Here is a 17,852-nt window from a genome sequence, read left to right on the forward strand (position 1 = left end):
AGGGATCATCAGCCGCTGGCAGGCAGCGGGAAACAGTGGGCGGGCCGTTGATCAGTTACGACTGGCGAGCCGTTGGAATGCCTCAGCGCGGGTCCAGGCCAGAGCGGCCAGTACCAGCCCGGTCATTGCCCAGACCGGGGCCTTGTCGGCGTCCAGCACGTCGGGCAGCTGATGGGTCAGCATCGCCGGTGCCGTCACCACGGCGGCCCAGGCAGCGGCGACGACACCGGCAGCCCTTCGTACGCCGAGCAGACTGCCCAGCGCGATCGTGGCCGAGGTAACGGTCAGGCAGGGCAGCAGCCACAACGCCACCGACGTCCCGACGGCCCAGCCGACCACCGCGAGAACCGGCAGAAGCGCCGCAAGCACCGTGACGGTGCGGCGCAGCACCATCAGAGCACCTCCCCGAGGGGAGGCGGCGACCAGCTCCCACGCCGGATCGTCGCGGCGTGAGCACGCCGCCGCGACACCGAACAGCGGCACGACCGGGGCAATCAACAGCACCGGCGACGGATAGTGCGGATTGACCACCTCCAGCAGCAGCGCCGCCACCAGCCCGCCGACGCTGACCATCAACCGCGGAAGCAACGACCACGTCGACCACCGGCGCACCACCCCGAACCTCCGGTACGGCACTACCGCGGGCAACGACCCGGTGAGCTCTCCACCGACGCGGGCGACCATCGCCGCCGTGCCGGGGTGAACGACCTCGCCGAGCCGACTACGGCAGCCGGAACAGGAGTCCAGGTGCACCTCCACGCCCCACACCGCGGCATCCGGCAGGCTCTCACTGATCCCGGCATAGCGCGCCAGCAGGTCGTCGTCGATGTGCGAATTCATGACAGCGCCTCCCGAAGGCGGATGCGGGCCATTCTGGCGCGCAACTTCACTGTGCTCTCCGGCACTCCGAGCAGAGCCGAAGTGTCGCGTACCGAGAGCCCGTCCAGAACCATCGCCTGCAGCACACGCCGGACCTCCGGAGCCAAGGTGTGCAAGGCCCGCAGCAGATCCGCATCGACCCGGCCAGCCAGCACCTCGTCCTCGGCGGCGGGCGCCGGCGCCGCGGCTATCGCAAGCGGAAGTTCCGCCGCGCGGGCACGGTGCCTGAAGGCGTCCACCAGCCGGCGTGCCGCAATCGTCCAGATCCAGCCCGTCGCACCACTCTGCGCCGAACCGGTGAACGACCCCGCCGACCGCCACACCGCCATGAAGGTCTCCTGCAGAACCTCGGCCACGATCTCGTCGTCGGAACACCGGCGCCGCAACCGGGTCGCCAGCCACGGCGCCGTACGCCGGTACAACTCGTCGAAAGCGGCATGCTCACCGCGTGCGCAGCGGCGAACCAGCTGCACCTCGGTCACCGCTTCCTGATCACCCACGCTCAGTAGGACGGCACCGACCGCCCGGCGGATAGCCAAAGCAGTGTGACCCGAGACACATACACAAGCCTCCATGAATGCCCGCGCATCGACTGTCCAACGGATTGCGAGGCGCCGAGCTGAGATCACCACACGGCTGCTCGGCGGCATCGTCGGGGCCAGCACCGGCATCGTCGCCACCGTGGCGATCAGCGCCGTCCGCCACTGGACCCCGGTCCTCGACGTCGGCCTGTCCGGCCTCGCCCCTGTCGCCGGGGCCGTGGTCGGCCTGCTGGCCGGCCTCTACCCCGCCATCCGGGCGGCCCGCATGCAACCCGTCGACGCACTCCGCGGGCCTAGCTGACCGCTGCCCACGACCCTGGCGGGAGTCCTTCGACACCACCATCCGCGCGATCGCCGGCCTCCTGTCCGACCACCAACACACCGGCCGCAGCGAGAACACCGCCTGGCAGCGCAGGGCACTACCCGCCACACCTCACGTTCGGTGAGACGCGCTCATCATCACGCCACCAACTGTGCACGAGGTCGTTAGTGAACTCCGGGAACAGTTCAGGGTTGGCGCACACCCGCACGAGAGCCGTGCCGCGTTGCTCATCCGGTCCGACGGCTATGTCGCCTGGGCCTTGCCGACCGGTCTGATCACCGGATTAACGGTCGTCTCAGATTCGCTCGGTACGAAGTTGGCCTCAGACAAGCGATGCAACCCGTCCGGAGGCTATTGATGTCAGTCAACGCAGCACCGCCCAGGGAAGCGCCGCCCGGTCGGTTGGCAGGCAGGTGGGTGCCGTGGCTGGTGATCGGCTTGTGGCTGGCGCTGGCGGCGGTCATGGTGCCGTTGAGCGGAAAGTTGAGCTCGGTCACCACCGACAAAGCTGTGGACACCCTGCCGGCCAGCGCCGAGTCCACCAAGGTGGCGGTGCTGGAGGACAGTCTCCCCGGCGGCGAGGACAACACGTTCGTCTTCGTGTACCACCGCGCCGGCGGCGTGACCGACGCCGACCGCGCGACGGTCGAGCGCCACTACGACACCCTCGCCGAGCGGTACCCGCCGAAGGCGGCGGCCGGCGGGGACGACGAGGGCCCGGCGACAAGACTCTCCACCGACGGCAAGGCGATGATGTTCACCCTCGACGTGAGCACGGCCTACGGCGCACCGGAGGACCTCGTCGGCCCGCTGCGGGACGCCGCGAACGACCGCCCCGCCGGCCTGGAACTCGACGTGACCGGCCCGGCCGCGATCGACGGCGACATGGACGCCATCTTCGACGGCATCGACCTGCAGGTCTTCCTCACCACGGTCGTCGTCGTCACGGTCCTGCTCATCCTCACCTACCGCAGCCCGGTGTTGTGGTTCATCCCCCTCGTGGTCGTCGGCGCGGCCGCACTGACTGCGATGGCGACCGTCTACCTGCTCGTCAAGGGCTTCGGCATCGTGGTCAACGACCAGAACTCGGCGCTGCTGACGATCCTGGTGTTCGGCGTCGGCACGGACTACGCGCTGTTGCTCATCGCTCGATATCGGGAGGCACTGCACCACCACGAGAACGTCCGGGTCGCAATGGTCCACGCGCTGCGCGGCGCGGCGCCAGCCATCGTCGCGTCCGCGGCCACCGTGGTCGCCGGCCTGCTCTGCCTGCTCGTCGCGGACCTGAACAGCACCAGCGGGTTGGGCCCGATCGGCGCCGCCGGCATCCTGTGCGCGCTGGTGGCCATGCTGACGCTGTTCCCGGCGGTGCTCGTGGTGCTCGGCAGACGAATCTTCTGGCCGGCCATCCCGCGGTTCAGCACGGCCGTGCAGGACAAGCCGGGGCTGTGGGGACGGCTCGGCACCGGCATCAGCCGCCGACGGTGGGTGGCCACGCTCGGCTCGCTCGGAGTCCTCGGCGTGCTCGCCATCGGTCTGACGGGTAACACCGGCGCCCTGCGGGAGCAGGACCAGTTCCTGTCCGCGCCGGAGTCAGTCACCGGCTTCACCGTTCTCCGCCAGCACTTCCCGGAGCTCGGCGGCCAGCCGATGACGATCTATACGCGGCCGGCGTACCAGGAGCGGGTGCTCGACATCGTCGAGCGCACTCCCGGCGTGGCAGCGGCCGTCCCGGGCCAGACCGTCGGAGGCTGGGCCGACATCTCCGTGTTCCCGACCGACGCGCCGGACACCGCCGCGGAGTACGACACGATCAAGCGGGTGCGCACCGCCGTGCACGCGGTGAACGGGGCGGAGGCGATCGTCGGTGGGCCGAGCGCGGAGAACCTCGACACCGAGGTGACCACCAGCCGTGACGAGAGGCTGGTGATCCCGCTGGTGCTCGCCGTCGTCCTGATCGTCCTCGGGCTGCTGCTGCGCGCGATCGTGGCCCCGCTGGTCCTGATGGCGACTGTGATCGTCTCGTTCGCGGCGGCCTTCGGCGGCAGCGTGTTCGTCTTCGACACGATCCTCGGGTTCAAAGGTATCGACTACTCGGTGCCGTTGCTGGCATTCCTGTTCCTGGTGGCGCTCGGTGTCGACTACAACATCTTCCTGGTCAGCCGGGCCCGGGAGGAGACGGTGCGTCTCGGCACCCGAGAGGGCATGCTGAAGGCCCTGTCGGCCACCGGTGGCGTCATCACCTCGGCAGGGCTGGTCCTGGCGGCCACGTTCGCGGTCCTCGCCACACTTCCGCTGGTGATGCTGATCGAGGTCGGGTTCCTGGTCGGCTTCGGCGTGCTGCTCGACGCCCTGCTGGTGCGGTCGGTCCTGGTCCCCGCCCTCACCCTGCTGATCGGCCGGCGGATCTGGTGGCCGAGCCGGCTGTCCCGTCCAGCGGCAGGACCGCCGATCGGTCGACACACGCTCGCCGACGAGGAGGAGCCCACGCTGCAACGGTGAGCGCGGCGGCACGGAGGAGATCCGGGACGGGCATCCAGCCCGTCCCGTGTCCTTTCGTGGGCCCGGCGGCCGCCGCCCTCCGGTTCTGCGCGACGCGTCGGGCCCGGGGTCGCGTACCGCGGTGTCCGGCCCCGAAGGTGAACGGCGCGGGGTCATGCCCGAAGGCGGCCGTCTCTTGTCCTGCGCCGCACCGCCGGGACGGGGTCAGCGCGCCGCGGTGTCCTCCCCGGCGGCGCGGCGCGCGATCGGGGCGGGCGGGGCCGTGGCCGGAAGGTCGACCCGAAGCAGCGCGCCACCGCGGGTGGAACGGTCGACAGCGACCCGGCCGCCGTGGGCGTCGACGACCCGCTGCACGATCGACAGCCCCAGACCGGATCCGGGCAACGCCCGGGCGCTGTCGGCACGGTAGAACCGGTCGAACACCCGCGGTACGTCGACTGCGTCGATGCCCGGCCCGGCGTCGTCGACCTCGAGCACCGCCGACGCGCCCTCGGCACGCAGCCGGACCTGGACCGGCTGGTCCGCGGGGGACCACTTGCCGGCGTTGTCGATGAGGTTGAGCACCGCCCGCTGGAGCGCAGCGGGACGCCCGCCCACCCACACGGAGGTCACGTCGAGCGTGACCTCGATGTCAGGCGCGCGGGAACGCGCCCGGGTCGCGGCGGCCACCACCACGTCGCCGAGGTCGAGCAGCTCCGTGCTCTCGTCGCTGACGTCACCGCGCGCCACCTCGGTCAGCTCGGCGGCAAGGGTGCTCAACTCGGCCACCTGGGCGCCGAGATCGTTGAGCAACCGGGTCCGGCTCTCCGCCGGCAGTGCGCTGTCCAGGGTGCCGCGCCGGTCGAGCCGGATCAGCAGCTCGACGTTGAGGCGCAGGCTGGTGAGCGGGGTCTTCAGCTCGTGGGCGGCGTCCTCGGCGAGGAGCCGCTGGGCCCGCCGGGAGTCCCGGAGCGCGGCGAGCATCTCGTTGATCGACTGGATCAGCCGCCGGATCTCCCCACCGCCCTCATCCGGGATGTCGGCGTCGAGATCCCGGGTGTGCGCGACACGTACCGCTGCGGCAGTCAGCCGGTCGATCGGTGCCAGCCCGGCCCGCGCCACGGTCCGCCCGACAAGGGTGCCGCCAACCACGCAGAGCAGCCCGATCAGCAACATCCCGAACCCGAACCGGTTGAGCGGGCTGTCGTCGGCGACGCGGGCCACCTGGACCGCGCCGTCGCCCGCCCGCAGCGTGTAGATGCGGTAGCCGTCCTCGTCGCTGTCGTTCGACTCCATCAGGTCGGCCGACGCGCCCTGCGCCACGCGCCCGGCGCCCTCGCTGACCGGGGGCAGCGCGGGTTGGCCGGCCGGCGTCCGGGTCGAGCCGTCGGGCAGGATGACCCGTACCAGCCGACCGGACCCGGGATACGGCGGTAGCTGGACCTGCGCCACACCGGCATGCTCCGCGTCCGTCGCCAGGACGCGGGAGTCGGCGCGCAGCTGATCCTCGGCGGTGTCCTGCAGCTCCCAGTCCAATAGCTCGCTGGCCACCTGGAAGGCCACGAACACGCTGACCGCGATGGCCGTCGCCGCGATCACCGTCAGCCTGGTCCGCAGGGACCGCCGGTGCCACCATCGGGTCAGCCGGCGCGGTTCCCGGCCGGCGGGCCTGCTCACGGAGGAGTCTCCCGCAACGTGTATCCCAGGCCGCGCAGCGTGTAGATCAATCGCGGCTCACCTTCGGCCTCCATCTTGCGGCGCAGGTAGCTCACATACACCTGGAGGTTGTTGGCGGTGGCGCTCATGTCGAAGCCCCAGATCGCCTCGAACAGCGCGTCGCGGGTCAACACCCGGGTCGCGTTGCGCACGAGAACCTCCAGCAGGGAGAACTCCGTCCGGGTCAAGCGCAGCGGCCGCCCGCCACGCCACGCCTCGAATCTGTCGGGGTCGAGCCGGACGTCGGCGAACGACAGGATCTGCGACTCCCCGTCGGCCGGCGTGCGCCGGCGCAGCAAGGCCCGCACCCGGGCCAGCAACTCCTCGGTGGCGAACGGCTTGGACAGGTAGTCGTCGGCGCCCGCGTCGAGCCCCGCGACCCGGTCGGAGATCTGGTCACGGGCGGTCAGCATCAGCACCGGCAGATCCCGACCCGCGGCCCGCAACCGCCGGCAGGTCTCCACCCCGCCGAGGCGAGGCATCATCACGTCGAGGATCAGCAGATCCAGCGGGTCACCGCCCGCCCCACCGACCCCGTCGAGCACGGCGAGACCGTTGGCGACGGTGCTGGTGTCGTAACCCTCGACCTGGAGCACCCGCGCCAGCGACTCACGGATGGCCCTGTCATCATCCGCGATCAGGATCCGCACGCCGGCCCGCCCCATTCCAGTCGATGCTTTGCCGCTCATCCTCCCCGATCAACCTGAAGCCAGGATTAGAACCGTCGCCTCCGTGGTGCCCGCGGACCGTGCTCTTACGGATGCCTGAACTCAGACTTGACCACTGACGGGACGGCAACGAACCGTGGAACCGCCGGCACGGATAGTTGCGAGAACGGAGTGTCGGCGTGCCAGGCGCACTACCAGGCCCGCAGGCCGGCGGCGAACTCCGCGCACTGTCATGTCGCCATCCGGATGCCATCTCACGTCCACCGATTACTCATCGTGAGTAGCGGACGTGGGTCGGCGGGCCCGCCGCCGTCGCGGCGTCCCGAGCGCTTCGCGTCCCTGACTTCTGCACGTTGGCGTACCCGGGGTGCTCACCGGCGTGGGAGCGGCGATTCTGGGCAAGACACTGCTCGCCGCAACGTCCGCCCTGCTCGCCGCCGGATCCGTCACCCGGCTCCGGCTTCGCACCGCCGAAGCCGCCAGCACCGCGACCGGTGCCGTGACACTCACGCCACGGCCGGGCACTGGCCGCGCCGAGCGCAGACCGGGTTCACCCCTGAGTGGAGGAACAGTGAGCTGCCGGTCGTGTAACAAGCTGCCGAGGTGTCGTACTCCTCGCACACCATGGAGCGGCGTCGTGTCCGCGACGCCGGGCTCTTGCCGGGGTGGCGGACAAGCCCCGCAAGCCGGCCGCAGCGACGCCGACCGGGAGGCAGAGAGGTTGCGGGCCGAGAACGAGCGGCTGCGCGCGGAGTTGCCCAAGACCCGGGCGGCGTTGGACGTCGTGGCGTGGGAGGACGCGGGGTCGGATACTGCTGGTGTTCATGGCGGAACACCCCCACGTGCGTGGGGAGGACACTTCGCGACCTGCGGGTTTACCAGCCGTCTGGCCAGATTCTGTCGGGGGTTGTGGTGTCGGGCTCTGGGGGTTCGAGGGGGCTCATGGCTACGCGGGTGAGTTCGTCGAAGTCGATGGGGCGTCGTCGGCGTTGGCCTGCGGTGCGCAGGGTGAAGCCTTGTTCGGTGTGTCGGGGTGGATAAGGACGGCGGCACCGACAACACGGGCGTGCTCTCACCCGACCCGGACATCACCCCGCGCGACGCTTCCCCGCCCGCTCACCTGCGCAGGAAGGGCCCGACCGATGCCCACACCACACCCCGACGACCCTGTTCCACCAACGCTGGTCATCATCCGCGGTAACTCCGGCAGCGGCAAGACAACCGCCGCGCGGGAAGCGCGGCGACGCTACGGCCGCGGCGCGGCGCTGCTGGAACAGGACTACCTACGCCGAACCCTCCTACGCGAGCATGACAGCGCGCACATCAACCCCGTCGCGCCGGCGTTCATCACCGCGACCGCTCGCACCGCCCTCGACCTGGGCTACCACGTCATCCTCGAAGGCATCCTGCACACCGAACGCTACGCCGACGCCCTCCACCACCTCATCAACCACCACCCCGGGCCCACCGCCGTGTTCTACCTCGACGTGACCTACGACGAAACCGTCCGCCGCCACCTCACCCGCGAAGAACCCATCCCCGTCACCCCCGACGAGATGCGCCGCTGGTACACCCACCGCGACCTACTCCACCTCCCCAACGAAACCCTCATCCCCGAAGCCAGCACCCCCACCCAGACCGTCACCACCATCCTGCACACCAGCGGCCTCACCACCGCCGCACCACAGACACCCTGCCCCCAACACTGCCAGCACTGTGCCCACAAGGCCGACGACCGCCCGTAGGTACTCCGCAAGACCGCCCACCGCAGGTGCTCGACCTCGAAGACCAGGCGGGCGACCCAGCACGCGGGGTCACGTCCGCGCTGGTGGTGTAAGAGACGGCCATCGCGGGATCCGGTTTGATGTTAGGCGGCGATCGGGCTGGGATCGGCGTGGTCGGTGTCGTCTTGGTCTGGCTCGACGATGACGGGGCGGGCTTTGGTGAGGAGTTCCAGGCCCATGTAGCGGCGTCCTTCGGTCCATTCGTCGGTCTGTTCGGCGAGGACGGCGCCGACGAGGCGGATGATCGCCGCCCGGTTGGGGAAGATCCCGACGACGTCGGTGCGGCGGCGGATCTCCTTGTTCAGCCGTTCCTGAGGGTTGTTCGACCAGATTTGGCGCCAGATCTCGCGGGGGAAGCCGGCGAAAGCCAGGAGGTCGTCGCGGGCGTGGTCGAGGTGTTCGGCGGCGGCGGGGAACTTCGCCTCGATCGTGGTCACGACCCGCCCGTACTGGGCGTGGACGGCGTCGGCGTCGGGCTGGTCGAAGATCGTGCGGACCAGGGTGGCGATCCACGGCTGGGCCGACTTGGGGACCTTGGTGAGCAGGTTGCGCAGGTAGTGGGTGCGGCAGCGCTGCCAAGCCGCGCCGGGCAGGGCGGCGCCGATCGCGGCGACGAGGCCGCGGTGGGCGTCGGAGATGACCAGTTGGACGCCGGACAGGCCCCGGGCGGTCAGCGACCGTAGGAACGCCAGCCATCCGGCGCCGTCCTCGTCGGAGGCGACGTCCAGGCCGAGGACTTCACGTTGTCCGTCGGCGTTGACGCCGACAGCGATAAGCGCGTGGACGTTGACCGTGCGCCCGTGCTCGCGGACCTTCATCGTCAGGGCGTCCATCCACACGAAGGTGTAATGCGCGGCGTCGAGAGGCCGGTTGCGAAACGCCTCGACCTGCGCGTCGAGGTGCGCGGCCATCTCTGACACCTGCGACTTGGACAGCTGCCGGACGCCGAGCTGCTCGACCAGTTTCTCCACCCGACGAGTCGAGACGCCGAGCAGATAGGAGGTTGCCACCACCGAGACGAGAGCTTGTTCGGCTCGCCGGCGGTGCGTCAGCAGCCAGTCCGGAAAGTACGAACCAGTGCGCAGCTTCGGCACCGCCAGGTCGATCGTTCCGGCACGGGTGTCCCACTCCCGCACCCGGTATCCGTTGCGGGAGTTGACCCGCTCGTCGCTGCGCTGCCCATACCCGGCACCGCAGATCGCGTCGGCTTCGGCGGACATCACCGCCTGCGCGAACGTTCTGATCATCGCCTGCAACACGTCCGGCGACGCGCCCTCGATCTGCTCGCGCAGCAGCTCAACAGGGTTCACACTCTCAGATGCGGCCATCGCGGTCTCTCTTCCTTCTCTGACTTGGTCGTCTTGAAGGATCGACGCGATGGCCGTCTCTCATCTACGCAACACGCCCATCACGGGCAAGTCGTACACCACTCCCGTGGACGCAACCGCACGCACGCGGGGTACCTGCTGGCCGATACGCGTTGTCGGACCGCCGGTCCCGCCCGCCGGAGTCCTCGCACCCTGGACAACGCCGGCGACGGTGGCCGGGCGCAGCCGCGCGAGCGTGCGGGTCCGGACCGTCACGAGCGCGGGCCTCAGTGTGGGCCCGGTCGAGCGCCGACTGTGTGAGCGCCAGATCCCGGCGGTACCGACCACAGCGGCGACCCGGGGGCCGTGGTGCTCCCGGGGCCGCCGCTGGGTGACGAGCACGATCCACGACTGCTCGTTGGCGGTGCTTGGTGCGGGCCTTCCGCGTGCTCGGTCCGGTCGGTGGCAAGCCGAAGCGGTGACCTCGTGGCAGGCCGAATCGGTGGGGCCCTTCACCCTTCACCGTCGGCAGCCAGATGATGCCGGCGACCGCCACCTCCGCAGGACTTTCATCCAGGTCCGGCAGGCTCTCGATGCGCGTCACGCGAGGGCTGCCACAAAGTGAGCACCGCCGTACGAACGATCAGGAGAACTTGATCGAGCCGGCCCGGTTGTTCCAGCCGTCGCCGATGTTCGCGAGGTTGGAGGCTTCATCGATCCAGACTGACTGGGCGCCGGTGAAGTTGATCCCGTCGAAGAACTTGACGTCGCACTGGTTGTAGGTGCGCACCGACTTGATTCGGTTGTTCCAGTTGCCACCGCTGGTCGTCCGCAGGTCATCCCACTGCAACTCGGCGTCGTACTCCGGGGAGCAGCTGCCGCTCTGAGCCCAGGCCAACTGCGCGCCGCCAAAGCCCGCACCGTCGTAGGTACGGGCGATGACGACGCTGGCCTGCGTAGCCCCCACCGCGCGCAGCGCTTGCGCCTCGGTGTCGGCACAGCCCAGTACGCGGGTGTCCAGGTTGACCGCGCAGTTGCGCGGCTGCTCCTTGGCGACGGCCGGCGAGCCGGGTGCTCCGAGCAGGCCCAGCACACCAAGCACGGCACCGGTCGCGACGATCATTCTTGCGTCCACCGTCTTCTCCTTCTGGTCGGCTGCGGCGGTAACCAGCACGGCATCCACCCCACTGCCATTCATGATCGTCGATTAGGCTACCGGAACCACCCGAGAGGCGACGCCCGGAAAGCCAAAATTCGGGGAACGCACAAGTTTCCTCTGGTGGAACCGGGCAGGGGCAGACCAGTGTCAGTCACACGGTCTCGGTCGGTGACCCGCCTCGTTCCGTCCCTGGACGAACTCGGCTACCGACCACGTCCATGCCCCACACGGAATCGGACCACCAGCACGGACGGTCCGTGGTCGCCGAGGCGCTGCACGACACCTACCTGCGCCGGGCGTGGAAGGGCCAAGTGCCGCAGGCGCAGCTGATGCCGGGCCCGGACGGGAGGGGAGCCGTCGTTACTGTTCGTCGATGTCGTAGCCGGCGGCCACGTCGGCACACTCGACGAAGCTCACCTGGTCGGCCCGCAGGCGCAGATACGCCCGCGCGCCCTGGTCGCCCCGCGCGGTCGCGGCTGCCGTCGCCCAGTGGTCGCGGCCCAGCAGGACAGGATGGCCCGGCTCGCCGTGGTAGCAGGCACGGGCCAGGCAGCCCGGGTGCGCGTGGGCACGCAGCCGGGCCACCGCCGCTGCGGTGACTCCGGGCATGTCCACCAGGTGCACGCACACGGCAGAGATCCTGGGCAGGCCGGCGACCGTGTTCAGGCCGAGCCGTAGCGACGAGGCCATCCCCTCGGCCCAGAGCGGATTGTCGACGACGTGGACGCCTGCCAGGTCGACGGCCGACCGGGCCTGGCGGGCTCCGGCGCCGAGGACCGCGATGAGCGGGTCGCAACCACCGTCCCGGAGGGCGCGGAGCGCCTGCCCGAGAAACACGGGTGCCTTGGGGCCGCCGTAGCGGCGCCCCGCCCCGGCGGCCAGGACCAGCCCGGCGACGCGGTTCGCCGCGCTGCCGTCAGGTTTCATCCCGGCCCGTTGGCCGGCCGTCGCCCGTCGGGCGGACAAGGCTGCGGGAAGGTGTTCTCCGGCCGGCCGACGCACGGCCGACCGGTGATCGGAGGTCAACCATCGGCCGTCGCCGTCGCGTGGACACCGATGGGAAGCCGGGAGTCGCGCAATCGGCCGCCGGCCCGGCCGTTCCCCGCCGCGACGACCTCGGCGAGGATGGACAGGGCGGCCTCGGCGAGGGACGTGCCGCCCAGGTCCAGTCCGGCGGGGCCGGCCAGCCGGTCCAGGTCGGGTGTGCCGGCGAGGCGTCGCAGGCGCTGGGCGTGGGTGGCCCGGCTGCCGAGCGCCGCGACGTGTCCCGCGCCGCCGGCCAGCGCTGCGCGGATCGCCCGGTCGTCGATGCGGGGGTCGTGGCTCAACGTGACCACGGCGTCGCCCGGTCCGAGCGGGTGGCGGGTCAGCCATTCGTCCGGCCAGGCCCGCACCACCCGGGCGCTGGCCGGCAGTGCCCCGGACCCGACGTGGTCGGGGCGTGGGTCTATGACGGACACCGCCAGGTCCAGCGACTCCGCCAGCCTGGCCAGCACCGCGGCCAGGTCGGTCGCTCCGGCGAGCACCAGCCGCCGTCGGCGCGGCAGTTCCTCGACGTACGCCGGGTGACCGCCGGGGAGCTGGTCCGTGGTCGGGGCCACCGACCACCGGTACGGCGGCCGCAGTCCGACACCCACCGCGACGGGTCTGTCCCGCCGCAACGCCATGGTGATCGCTTCGTGCACCGGTGCCGGTGGTGCCGGCAGGACCAGCACCTCCATGGTGGCGGAGCAGGCGGGCGCGTCCTCCCACGGCAGCAGGAACTCGCCCGGGGTCACCGGCAGCACGTGCGCCGCCGCCCCGGCGAGAACGGCGCGGGCAGCTTCCACCACGACGGCCTCCACGCAGCCCCCGGACACCGAGCCGCGCCACGTGCCGTCCGCCGCGACGGCCATCGTCGATCCGAGCGGCCGTGCTCCCGGGCCGTCCCGCACCACCAGCCGGGCGAGGGCGACGGGGCGTCCGGCCCGGCGATGGGCGTCGACGAACGACCAGACCTCACGCAGCATCGCGTTCGGCGGGGTCGGCGGGCTCCAGCACCCGGTCGAGGCGGATCGGGAGGATCCGCTGGCGGGTGCCCGTGGCGTGCCATACGGCGTTGGCGATCGCCGCCGCGGTGCCGGCCGTGCCGATCTCGCCGAGGCCGTTGAAGCCCGACGGGTCCTGCGGCTCGTAGTCGGGCACGAAGTCGGCCTCGACGTCGGGCACGTCGGCGTGGGCGGCGAAGTGGTAGCCGGCGAAGTCGCCGTTGGTCTGCCTGCCGGTGCGGGGGTCGCGCACGCTCTCCTCGTGCAGGGCCATGGAGAGCCCCATGATCATTCCGCCGGTCACCTGGCTGTGGGCCAGCAGCGGGTTGATCACCCGGCCCACGGCGAACATGCCGAGCAGGCGACGCACCCGTACCTCGCCGGTCGCCGGGTCGACGGCCACCTCCGCGAAGACGGCGCTGTAGGTCTGCCGTTCCCGGCCGGGCTGGTAGTCGATCATCGTGGTGGTGTCCACCGTCGCGGTCACCGGCCGGGCCGGGTCGCCCAGGTTCTCCCGCAGTTTCCTGGCGGCCTCGGTGATGGCGAAGGACCAGGACGTCGTGCCACGGGAGCCGCCCGCGCCCCACGCCATGCCGAGGTCGCTGTCGCCGATCCGGATCCGGATCCGCTCCGCGCCGACCCCGAGCGCGTCGGCGGCGACCGCCGTCAGCGCGGTACGGGCACCCGTACCGATGTCGCTCGCGCCGATCGACACCGTGAACGTCCCGTCCACCTCGGCGGTGATCGAGGCCGTCGACGGGAACACCCCGGCGCTGAACGAGGTGGCGGCCATGCCGGTGCCGATCAGCAGTGGGCCCTCGCGCCGGGTACGCGGACGCCGGTCGCGCGCCGCCCAGCCGAACCGGCGCGCCCCCTCCCGCAGGCAGGAGATCAGGCGGCGGCTGCTGAAGGGCAACCCCGACACGGGCCCGACCGTGGGCTGGTTGCGCAGGCGCAACTCCAGCGGGTCGATGTCCAGCCGCTCCGCCACCTCGTCGATCGCCGACTCCAGGGCGAACGAGCCGGGCGTCGCGCCCGGCCCACGCATCGAGGCCGGCGGCAGGATGTCGAGGGGTACGGCGGTGAGCTGCGTGCGGATCGCCGGCGCCGCGTACAGGGTCTTGGCCTGCTCGGCGCATGCCTCGATGTACTCGGCGAGCGGCGAGAGGGCGTACGCCGGCCGGTGGTGGATGGCGCGCAGGAGGCCGTCGGCGTCGGCACCGATGCGTACCAGCTGGTCCGTCGGGGGCCGCGACGCGGTTGCCTCGAAGACCTGCGCCCGGGTCATGACGACCCGCACCGGGCGTCCGAACCGCTCGCTGGCCATCGACCCGAGGATCACCTGCGGGCCACACGCGCCCTTGCCGCCGAAGCCGCCGCCGACATGCTCGGCGCGGATGTGCACCCGCTCCCGGTCGATGGACCACAACGAGGCCAGAGCCTCGGACACACTGAACGCGCCCTGGTTGGAGTCCACGGCGTACACCTGGTCCCCGTCCCACCACACGGTCGCGGCATGCGGCTCCAGGGCGCTGTGGCTCTCCTCCGGAGTGCGGTACCGCTCGTCGACCACCACTGCGGACGCCGACAGTTCCGCGTCCACGTCACCCGTGTCCGCCTCCGGGCCGAAGGCGGTCGATCCCGGCCGCGCGGCCGGATGCTCCAGGCTGAAGTCCAGGTCGTGCGGCTCGACCTCGTAGGTCACCCGCAGTGCCGCCGCTGCCGCCCGGGCCTGCTCGGGCGTTTCCGCCACCGCCAGCGCCACCGGCCGGCCGGCGTACGGGATCACGTCGTCCTGGAGCAGTTGCATGCTGCCGTCCGGGCCGAAGTAGTTGCCGGCTTGAGGGTTGAGCCGGGGCGCGTTGCGGTGGTCGAGCACCCCCAGCACGCCGGGCATGCCGAGCGCGGTCGAGGCGTCGATGTCGCGGATCCGGCCCCGGGAGATGGTGGCGGTCACCATCCAGCCGTGGGCCAGGTCCGGCATCGGCACGTCCGCGGCGTAGCGGGCGGCACCGGTGACCTTGAGCGGGCCCTCGATCCGGGGGCGCGGGGCACCGACGGCACCGGGATTGAGGTCTGCGCTCATCGGGTCCTCTCCGTTCCAGCGAGCCCACCGAGCACGGCCTCGACGAGGTTCCGCGCCAGGGCCACCTTGTATCCGTTGTCGTGCAGGGGCTTCGCGGCGCGCAGTTCCGCCTCGGCGGCGTCGCGGATCAACTCGGCGGTGGGTCGGGCGTCGCGGAGCACGGCCTCGGCGGAGCGGGCCCGCCAGGGATGCGACGCCACGCCGCCGAGGGCGATGCGCACGTCGCGTACCACGCCGTCGCGGACGTCGAGCGCGGCGGCGACGGAAACCGTCGCGAAGGCGTACGACGCGCGCTCGCGGACCTTGCGGTAGCGCGACCGGGGGCTCCGCGCGGACCCGGGCAGGGCGACGGCGGTGATCAGCGCGCCGGGTGGCAGCGCGGTCTCCCGGTCCGGACGGTCACCGACCGGCAGGTAGAACTGCGCCAACGGGATCTCACCGGTGCCGTCGAGCGTCTCGTAGCGCACGACCGCGTCGAACGCGGCGAGCGCCACCGCCAGGTCCGAGGGGTGGGTGGCCACACAGTGCGCGGAGTGGCCGAGGATCGCATGGTTGTGGTGGACTCCCGCGATGGCGGCACATCCACTGCCGGGAATCCGCTTGTTGCAGGGCGAGGAGAGGTCGGTGAAGTAGCCGCAGCGGGTCCGCTGCAACAGGTTGCCGCCCACCGTGGCCATGTTCCGCAGTTGACCGGATGCACCCGCCAACACGGCCTGGGCCAGCGCCGGGAACCGGCGGCGCACCTCGGGGTGCGCGGCTGCGTCGCTGTTCGTGGTGGTCGCACCGATGACCAGCCCGCCGTCCGGTGCGTCGTGGACGCCGTCGAGGGGAAGCCGCCGTACGTCCACCAGCCGGGTCGGCTCCTCGACCCCGCACTTCATCAGGTCGACGAGGTTGGTGCCTCCGCCCAGATACCGGGCACCGGCATTCCCGGCAACCGCCGTGAGCGCCTCGTGGACCTGTGTGGCGTGCTGATAGGCGAACTCCTTCACCCCGCCACCCCCTGCCGGGCGGCGGTCTCGATCACCGCGCGCACGATCGACGGGTACGCCCCGCAGCGACACAGGTTGCCGCTCATCCGTTCGCGTACCTCGGCCTCGTCCAGTTCCGGCGCGCCGTCCGGTGAGTCGTCGACGGTGACGGCGCTTGGCCAGCCGGCCGCGTGCTCGGCGAGCATCCCGACCGCCGAGCAGAGCTGCCCCGGAGTGCAGAAACCGCACTGGAAGCCGTCCAAGCGTACGAACGCCTCCTGGATCGGCTGCAGCCTGCCCTCGACGGCCAGCCCTTCGACGGTGGTGATCGCGGCAGCGTCGGCGGCGACCGCGAGGACCAGACAGGAGACCACCCGCCGGCCGTCGCGCAGCACCGTGCAGGCGCCGCACTGCCCGTGGTCGCACCCCTTCTTCGGCCCGGTGACGCCCAGGTCGTCCCGCAACACGTCGAGCAGCGTCCGACGGTTGTCCACCGACAGTCGGTGAGTCACGTCGTTCACCAGCAGCGATATCGTGCTTCGTGTCTGATCGGTCATCGCCGTCCTCTTCCGCCCATCGAATTGGGCATCACAATCTTTCGAAGGAGGTGTTCAGGTAATCAGTTCTCGGGTGCGGCATTCATCTCGATCCTCGCGACTTCTTGCTCGATCCTCCGCGGTTCCGGTCCGACAACTCACGCCGTCGCTTCGACCGGTGGCGTGCTCGGGCGTGAACTCCGTCGGTGCTGGCAGGTCTCGACGACGATCAGGACGATCAGGACGGCGGCCAGGCCGGCCAGGCCGACCATCGGCGCGAGGGTGGCGGCCGCCGGACCGGCGGCGGCGAGCACGCCGGCCGTCACCAGGCGCGGCAGGTTCGTCGTACGGTGCACGAGCCGTTCGAACAGCAGGTGCCCGGCGAGGTAGAGCGCCGCACCGCCGCAGAGGGAGAGCGCGTAGAAGGCTCCCAACGGCCCTGTCTCGTCGGCGTGAGCCACGACACCCTCCACGCCGAGCGCGGTCAGCACGATCCCGGCGACCATGGGGAAGTGACCGTAGGTGTACGCGTCGACGGCCAGGCTGACCCGGGCCGCGTCGTGCGCCTCGACGAGGCGGCGCTGGGCCGCGGGCGCCACCACGTCGAAGTACAGCCACCAGAGGCAGACGGCGGTGCCGACACCGAGGACGGCGGCGATCAGCAGCGGCACGCCGATGGGCTGGCCGGCGGCACCCACCCCGATCGCGACGGTCGACTCGCCGAGGGCCAGGATGATGAACAGGCCGTGCCGTTCGGTGAGGTGCGCCGGGCTGTGCAGCCGCCATGCGCCACGCCTGGCCGTCAGGTAGATGCCGACCCAGTCCACCAGCAACGCGACGGTGAACAGCAGCACCTGGGCCCAGCCGCCCCGCAGCGCCCCGCAGAGGAGCAGCGCTGCGCCGGCCAGCAGGGGTGGCCAGGTGACCACGATCTGTCGCCGTAGCCCGGCGTCGCCGGTCGCGGCCACCGCGTAGATCGCGAGGTGCACCCACCGGACGAGTAGGTAGGCGCAGACCAGGACGACGGGGCCGGGCAGGCCGCCCGGGGCGTCCCGCCAGGCCTCGGGTATGGCCAGAGCAACCACGAACATCGCCGCCATCGCGCCGACCATTCCCGTCCGCAGCAGGCCCTCGTCGGCGCGGGAGTGGTTGCCCAGCCAGGTGTAGCCGGACCACGTTCCCCACAGCAGAGCGAGGATCAGCAGACCCCGCAGGACACCGTACGGGCTGCGCTCGTGGGCCAGGTAGGCGGTGATCTGGGTCGTCGCGAAGACGTACACGAGGTCGAAGAACAGCTCGAACGGCGTCGCGCGATGGTCCCGGCCGACCGGGCGTACGGCTGGACCGGGACCCTGCGGCTTTCCCATGGCCAAT

At 71.2% G+C, this 17,852-nt stretch carries 15 protein-coding genes; 3 read left to right on the forward strand and 12 right to left on the reverse strand.

All coding sequences use genetic code 11. The annotated features are described in order from the left end of the window. Positions 1-51: 51 nt before the first annotated feature. Together ACQP1S_RS30815 and ACQP1S_RS30820 are read right to left on the reverse strand one after the other, a co-directional pair. Positions 52-840, reverse strand: coding sequence for a hypothetical protein (locus tag ACQP1S_RS30815; RefSeq protein ID WP_432901501.1), 789 nt, complete (start codon positions 838-840; stop codon positions 52-54). Beyond that, positions 837-1,385, reverse strand: a complete 549-nt coding sequence (locus ACQP1S_RS30820) for an RNA polymerase sigma factor (protein WP_432908457.1) — start codon at positions 1,383-1,385, stop codon at positions 837-839. Before ACQP1S_RS30820 ends, ACQP1S_RS30815 begins: the two co-directional genes overlap by 4 nt. A gap of 175 nt (positions 1,386-1,560) precedes the next feature. Here ACQP1S_RS30820 and ACQP1S_RS30825 point away from each other — a divergent pair, with 175 nt between their 5' ends. Both ACQP1S_RS30825 and ACQP1S_RS30830 read left to right on the forward strand, forming a co-directional pair. Continuing rightward, positions 1,561-1,722, forward strand: a complete 162-nt coding sequence (locus tag ACQP1S_RS30825; protein WP_432901503.1) for an ABC transporter permease — start codon at positions 1,561-1,563, stop codon at positions 1,720-1,722. A gap of 450 nt (positions 1,723-2,172) precedes the next feature. Further along, on the forward strand, positions 2,173-4,245 hold the full coding sequence (locus ACQP1S_RS30830; RefSeq protein WP_432901505.1) for an MMPL family transporter: 2,073 nt from the start codon (positions 2,173-2,175) through the stop codon (positions 4,243-4,245). A 204-nt stretch (positions 4,246-4,449) separates the two neighbouring features. On the opposite strand, the gene ACQP1S_RS30835 is transcribed toward ACQP1S_RS30830, so the two are convergent. Beyond that, positions 4,450-5,901, reverse strand: coding sequence for a HAMP domain-containing sensor histidine kinase (locus ACQP1S_RS30835; protein ID WP_432901507.1), 1,452 nt, complete (start codon positions 5,899-5,901; stop codon positions 4,450-4,452). Continuing rightward, entirely contained in the window at positions 5,898-6,629 is a 732-nt protein-coding gene (locus ACQP1S_RS30840; RefSeq protein WP_432901509.1) for a response regulator transcription factor, read from the reverse strand. The genes ACQP1S_RS30835 and ACQP1S_RS30840 overlap by 4 nt, the downstream gene beginning before the upstream one ends. Positions 6,630-7,750: 1,121 nt before the next feature. Here ACQP1S_RS30840 and ACQP1S_RS30845 point away from each other — a divergent pair. Continuing rightward, complete coding sequence (locus tag ACQP1S_RS30845; RefSeq protein WP_432901511.1) at positions 7,751-8,353, forward strand: AAA family ATPase; 603 nt, start codon at positions 7,751-7,753, stop codon at positions 8,351-8,353. Positions 8,354-8,475: 122 nt separating this feature from the next. On the opposite strand, the gene ACQP1S_RS30850 is transcribed toward ACQP1S_RS30845, so the two are convergent. The 8 genes from ACQP1S_RS30850 to ACQP1S_RS30885 form a co-directional block, all read right to left on the reverse strand. Next, positions 8,476-9,720, reverse strand: coding sequence for an IS256 family transposase (locus tag ACQP1S_RS30850; protein ID WP_432901513.1), 1,245 nt, complete (start codon positions 9,718-9,720; stop codon positions 8,476-8,478). A gap of 622 nt (positions 9,721-10,342) precedes the next feature. Then, complete coding sequence (locus ACQP1S_RS30855; RefSeq protein WP_432901515.1) at positions 10,343-10,882, reverse strand: peptidase inhibitor family I36 protein; 540 nt, start codon at positions 10,880-10,882, stop codon at positions 10,343-10,345. A gap of 336 nt (positions 10,883-11,218) precedes the next feature. Next, the gene (locus ACQP1S_RS30860) at positions 11,219-11,785 is read right to left on the reverse strand and encodes a nucleotidyltransferase family protein (RefSeq protein WP_432901517.1); all 567 of its coding nucleotides are present in this window, start codon (positions 11,783-11,785) and stop codon (positions 11,219-11,221) included. 95 nt (positions 11,786-11,880) lie between these two features. Further along, on the reverse strand, positions 11,881-12,867 hold the full coding sequence (locus ACQP1S_RS30865; RefSeq protein WP_432901519.1) for an XdhC family protein: 987 nt from the start codon (positions 12,865-12,867) through the stop codon (positions 11,881-11,883). Further along, positions 12,857-14,971 (reverse strand): xanthine dehydrogenase family protein molybdopterin-binding subunit, encoded by a 2,115-nt coding sequence (locus ACQP1S_RS30870; protein WP_432901521.1) that lies wholly within the window; start codon positions 14,969-14,971, stop codon positions 12,857-12,859. The genes ACQP1S_RS30865 and ACQP1S_RS30870 overlap by 11 nt, the downstream gene beginning before the upstream one ends. Next, positions 14,968-15,963 carry an FAD binding domain-containing protein gene (locus ACQP1S_RS30875; RefSeq protein WP_432901523.1) on the reverse strand — a complete coding sequence of 332 codons (996 nt, stop codon included), beginning with the start codon at positions 15,961-15,963 and terminating at the stop codon, positions 14,968-14,970. The genes ACQP1S_RS30870 and ACQP1S_RS30875 overlap by 4 nt, the downstream gene beginning before the upstream one ends. Then, positions 15,960-16,499, reverse strand: a complete 540-nt coding sequence (locus ACQP1S_RS30880; RefSeq protein WP_432901525.1) for a (2Fe-2S)-binding protein — start codon at positions 16,497-16,499, stop codon at positions 15,960-15,962. The genes ACQP1S_RS30875 and ACQP1S_RS30880 overlap by 4 nt, the downstream gene beginning before the upstream one ends. A 137-nt stretch (positions 16,500-16,636) precedes the next feature. Next, positions 16,637-17,845, reverse strand: coding sequence for a low temperature requirement protein A (locus ACQP1S_RS30885; protein ID WP_432901527.1), 1,209 nt, complete (start codon positions 17,843-17,845; stop codon positions 16,637-16,639). Positions 17,846-17,852 lie beyond the last annotated feature (7 nt).

This window comes from Micromonospora matsumotoense, from assembly GCF_050951065.1.
Lineage (GTDB): Bacteria > Actinomycetota > Actinomycetes > Mycobacteriales > Micromonosporaceae > Micromonospora > Micromonospora matsumotoensis.

Bases quoted from the DNA above. Each gene is read 5' to 3' on its own strand.
- ACQP1S_RS30880 (WP_432901525.1), bottom strand. From the start codon at position 16,499: ATGACCGATCAGACACGAAGCACGATATCGCTGCTGGTGAACGACGTG.
- ACQP1S_RS30870 (WP_432901521.1), bottom strand. From the start codon at position 14,971: ATGAGCGCAGACCTCAATCCCGGTGCCGTCGGTGCCCCGCGCCCCCGG.
- ACQP1S_RS30840 (WP_432901509.1), bottom strand. From the start codon at position 6,629: ATGAGCGGCAAAGCATCGACTGGAATGGGGCGGGCCGGCGTGCGGATC.
- ACQP1S_RS30860 (WP_432901517.1), bottom strand. From the start codon at position 11,785: ATGAAACCTGACGGCAGCGCGGCGAACCGCGTCGCCGGGCTGGTCCTG.
- ACQP1S_RS30885 (WP_432901527.1), bottom strand. From the start codon at position 17,845: ATGGGAAAGCCGCAGGGTCCCGGTCCAGCCGTACGCCCGGTCGGCCGG.
- ACQP1S_RS30850 (WP_432901513.1), bottom strand. From the start codon at position 9,720: ATGGCCGCATCTGAGAGTGTGAACCCTGTTGAGCTGCTGCGCGAGCAG.
- ACQP1S_RS30845 (WP_432901511.1), top strand. From the start codon at position 7,751: ATGCCCACACCACACCCCGACGACCCTGTTCCACCAACGCTGGTCATC.
- ACQP1S_RS30865 (WP_432901519.1), bottom strand. From the start codon at position 12,867: ATGCTGCGTGAGGTCTGGTCGTTCGTCGACGCCCATCGCCGGGCCGGA.
- ACQP1S_RS30815 (WP_432901501.1), bottom strand. From the start codon at position 840: ATGAATTCGCACATCGACGACGACCTGCTGGCGCGCTATGCCGGGATC.